This is a genomic window from Bacillus sp. AFS031507, from assembly GCF_002584635.1.
Classification (GTDB): domain Bacteria; phylum Bacillota; class Bacilli; order Bacillales; family Cytobacillaceae; genus Neobacillus.
This window is the reverse complement of record NZ_NUOW01000050.1, coordinates 1-3,634: the sequence shown is the minus strand read 5'-3', so window position 1 is coordinate 3,634 and position 3,634 is coordinate 1. Positions and strand designations below refer to the sequence as shown.

At 35.9% G+C, this 3,634-nt stretch carries 4 protein-coding genes and 2 pseudogenes; 3 read left to right on the top strand and 3 right to left on the bottom strand.

Going from position 1 to position 3,634, the window contains the following annotated elements; genetic code table 11:
• Positions 1-20: 20 nt before the first annotated feature.
• Both COE25_RS27285 and COE25_RS31945 read right to left on the bottom strand, forming a co-directional pair.
• A pseudogene (locus COE25_RS27285) lies at positions 21-302 on the bottom strand (oxalate decarboxylase); the annotation flags it as partial.
• Positions 303-798: 496 nt separating this feature from the next.
• Positions 799-933 carry a hypothetical protein gene (locus COE25_RS31945; protein ID WP_257208998.1) on the bottom strand — a complete coding sequence of 45 codons (135 nt, stop codon included), beginning with the start codon at positions 931-933 and terminating at the stop codon, positions 799-801.
• Between the two features lie 497 nt (positions 934-1,430).
• Here COE25_RS31945 and yjcZ point away from each other — a divergent pair, with 497 nt between their 5' ends.
• Positions 1,431-1,562, top strand: coding sequence for a sporulation protein YjcZ (yjcZ, locus tag COE25_RS27280; protein ID WP_088087217.1), 132 nt, complete (start codon positions 1,431-1,433; stop codon positions 1,560-1,562).
• Between the two features lie 86 nt (positions 1,563-1,648).
• Complete coding sequence (locus tag COE25_RS27275; protein WP_269320614.1) at positions 1,649-1,729, top strand: YjcZ family sporulation protein; 81 nt, start codon at positions 1,649-1,651, stop codon at positions 1,727-1,729.
• Between the two features lie 302 nt (positions 1,730-2,031).
• Here the strand turns inward: COE25_RS27275 and COE25_RS27270 are convergent.
• Positions 2,032-2,346, bottom strand: a pseudogene (locus COE25_RS27270) (GNAT family N-acetyltransferase); the annotation flags it as partial.
• A 161-nt stretch (positions 2,347-2,507) separates the two neighbouring features.
• Here COE25_RS27270 and COE25_RS27265 point away from each other — a divergent pair.
• Positions 2,508-3,512 carry a DUF3231 family protein gene (locus COE25_RS27265; RefSeq protein ID WP_098934882.1) on the top strand — a complete coding sequence of 335 codons (1,005 nt, stop codon included), beginning with the start codon at positions 2,508-2,510 and terminating at the stop codon, positions 3,510-3,512.
• Positions 3,513-3,634: the final 122 nt, after the last annotated feature.

Here is a 3,634-nt window from a genome sequence, read left to right as displayed (position 1 = left end):
TAGTTTACCTATCAGTTTCAATGAAGTTCTCTCATTGCACCCGGTTCAATCTCAACGAGTGCTGCTGCGATTGTTTTTGAAATTGGAAAGTTGGAAGAATCCACAATTCGTACACTACCACTAGGCGTTTTGATTGGTATTTGTTTCAACAGCTCGTGCTTAAAGGTTAAAGGGACTTCTCCGTAGGGTGACTGGACTTCTTGACTTTCCAATGAACCTGGTACCTCCCCCTGATAGATATATACTTGTTCAGAAGGAATGGAGTTAAACGCATTCTCTGGTACTCCAAAATTGGCCGACAGATGGTTACTGTGCCTATTGATAAAAAATACAGGGGCATCCCTTAATGAAGAAATGCTCCCTTAGTTTAAAATTAATATTAGAAACCTCTTCTAAAATTTTTGTTGTTCAACTAAACTGCCACGTTAGCATAATAAGAAAAAGCTGCCACTTAGACAGCACTGGTTTTTCGTTAAATCAACAGTCAGTTCAATAAAAATGCAGTTGAGAATCTTAAAAAGAGCAATCAGGCTAATCCCATTTGCTCTTTTTTCATATTATTGATTAGCCTGTTTAACCCATTTAGCACCCATTTTGTGCGTTTACCTTGATCTTAACATCTGCTTCCACATCATACCATATCGCCGTTTTGCACTACTGGTACAATTGTTAAAACGGTTCCCGACATAAATAGCAGGATAAGTGGAAAAATCCCCGATAAGACAATTGTTCATTTTTAAAATAACGTCATGTGCAAAATTAACTAATATTAATTAAAGAGTCTAGCAAGAGCCATCTCTAACAGCAGCCACCATATCCATGATGGAACGGGTGACCACCATAACCATGATGGAATGGGTAACCGCCATAACCCATGCCATAACCAGGATAACCTCCATAACCCATACCGCTTCCAAAGAAATCTCTTTCCATTTTATATCTCCTCCTCAAATTGTTTCAAAAATAGTGTATGTGTCCATTTTTAAAGAGGAATAGATATTTGCCTATTTGTAAGTGTCTTCTTGGCTGTTATTTTAATTGCGGTATAGTCATAACTCCTCATGGTACTAGTGTTAATGCTTTTTTATATCGTGGGTTTTATTTACTATTTCTTCGTATGTACCTGTGCGTACAAAAGATAAAAATAAAAAAACTCTTTTAGGGGCTTGGCTTTAATAATCAGCACTTGTCCCATTCAGCTTTAATCTGAGTGCATAAGTTATAATTAAGCCCGCCAGACATATATAATTACCTCAGAAAAGGTGTTTGCATGTATTGCAGACGCTTTTTTATTTTTAGAAATTGTTTAAGCAAAACGCATATTTTGTCCTAACCATTATGACAATTGTCCAATCCATCCTTGTCTTAAGAAATATATATACATAGTGAGAGTTTTTTCCTTCAGATATTCCAATAGGAGGTGAAATGATATGTGGGGCTTATGTGGCGGTTACGGTTATGGCGGCGGTTATGGTTATGGTGGCGGTTATGGCGGCAGTACATTTGTATTAGTCGTTGTATTGTTCATTCTGTTAATCATCGTACTTTCTAGTTTTTGCTAATGTTTGATAAACCAAATAGAAGGATTTTGGCTGAGTAAAGTAAATATAAATAAGAATAGTTGGAGGCGTTATACATGGGTGATGGAATGGGAAGTGCTTTTGCGTTAATCGTTGTATTGTTCATTCTGCTTATCATTGTCGGGACTTCTTTCATGAGCGGCTACTAAATTGTACGGAACAAAGGGCGGGTTAAGTTAATCTGTCCCTTTGTCATATAGACTTCTGAAATGAATGGAGGATGTAGCAAATGCCATTTGATCGAAGAGATCGATTTTTTAGTGATGACTTTAGAAGAAGACGATTTTTCCCCTTTGAACTCGAAAGAGAGAGTAGAAGAAGACGTAGATTCTAGTAAGCAAATGATTTAAACAGTGTTTCCATAGGCCTATGGTAAGAACTTGCTGCGAAGAAGGCTATTCTAGGACCTAAATGGGTCCTTTTTGTTTTGAGTAATTATCAACACTATTATTTATTTGACCACCCCAGACTTAGTATATAAATGAATGGCTCTTTGATTAGTAGGAGCTTCACGCAAATGATATTCAGAAACATTAGATTTTCTGAAAAAATTTTCTGCGTAGCGAATTAATTCCTTTCCAAGCCCTTTACCACGATATTCTGGTGTAAGATAGAATAAATTTACATAGCCAATTTCCTTCCCATCGAATTCCAGAATTTGAAGTTCCATTTGCCCAATTGATATATTGTCTTCTTCAATGATTACCTGTCCATTTGCGAATTTATTGACTCTTTCTCTTATCCGATTAATATAAGCAATTTCATCTCCAAAACCTTCCTCAGTTCCAAAACTTGCAACTGGATCTTCAACACAAGCACCCGTTAGTTCATCAAGAAACTACTCAACTAATCATCTAAAAGGTTTAATTCCAAAGAAATGCATACCTATTTCTCTATTAGTAAAAAATACTGAGGAGGTGAGAACAAATGGAAAATGATAATTTAAAACTTACATCTTCTGAAATAGGAACACTATGGGGGGAGTATGTAAACGGAACAATGGCCGAGATAGTAAATAGGTATATGATTTCTATTTTAGAAGACGAATTAATAAAAAAAGTTTTTGAAATAGCCATTGAGACATGGGAAAAGCAAAAGAAGCAGCTTGTTTCCTTCATTGAGAAGGATGGATTTCCAGTTCCCATTGGATTTACTGAGTCCGACCTTAATAAAAGTGCAGAAAGATTGTTTTCTGACACATTCTGCTTAAATTATTTACATATTATGACTATACATGGTTTGTTGGGTCATACCACTGCTTTTAGTGTTTCTGTCAGAAAGGACCTACGGGAATTTTACAATTCATGTGATAATGATGCAAAAAGTATGTACGATTTAACCATTGAGTTATTGCTTAAAAAAGGAATATTCCAAAGAGACCCCTATTTCTATCCTAACGAGAGCCCTGAATTTATTTCTACCAAAGATTTTACTGATGGATTCTTCGGAAAAGGGAGACTTTTATCTGCTACAGAAATTATCAGTATTTCTCTTAACATTAAAAAGGGCATTATGGCAAAGGTCCTTTCAATCGGATTCAGTCAAGTCACAGAATCGAAAGAAGTAAGAAAGTTTTTTGAGGAATTAGAAAAAACCGCAGATGAAAACCTACAAGCACTTTCAAAAATAATGCACAAGGATAATTTGCCAGTTCCAATGTCGTGGGAATCAGAGGTTACAACGTCAAAAGACTCTCCTTTTTCAGATAAATTAATGTTGTATCATATGGGTTTCTTGGCTCAAACTGCACAAGTATATTACGGGACAGGTCTAGCAGGAGCCATGCGAACAGACCTAGCTGTAGCTTATGAAAAAGCAATTCTAAAAACATTAGGAGTTACCAAAAACTGGTTCGATATTATGGTGAAAAACAAGTGGTTAGAACAGCCACCACTTGCTCCCAATAGAAAAGAACTTGCACAAGATAAATAAGATATACCCCTCATTAGTGAGGGGTATATTTTTAATTAGCTTCTTAATTTAATGGATAATTCCAACATAAAGTAGCTATTCCTTCTTCAACTAAACTGCCCGATAGCATTCCTGTAGATCGT

Bases quoted from the DNA above. Each gene is read 5' to 3' on its own strand.
- COE25_RS31945 (WP_257208998.1), bottom strand. From the start codon at position 933: ATGGAAAGAGATTTCTTTGGAAGCGGTATGGGTTATGGAGGTTATCCT.
- yjcZ (WP_088087217.1), top strand. From the start codon at position 1,431: ATGTGGGGCTTATGTGGCGGTTACGGTTATGGCGGCGGTTATGGTTAT.
- COE25_RS27265 (WP_098934882.1), top strand. From the start codon at position 2,508: ATGGAAAATGATAATTTAAAACTTACATCTTCTGAAATAGGAACACTA.
- COE25_RS27275 (WP_269320614.1), top strand. From the start codon at position 1,649: ATGGGAAGTGCTTTTGCGTTAATCGTTGTATTGTTCATTCTGCTTATC.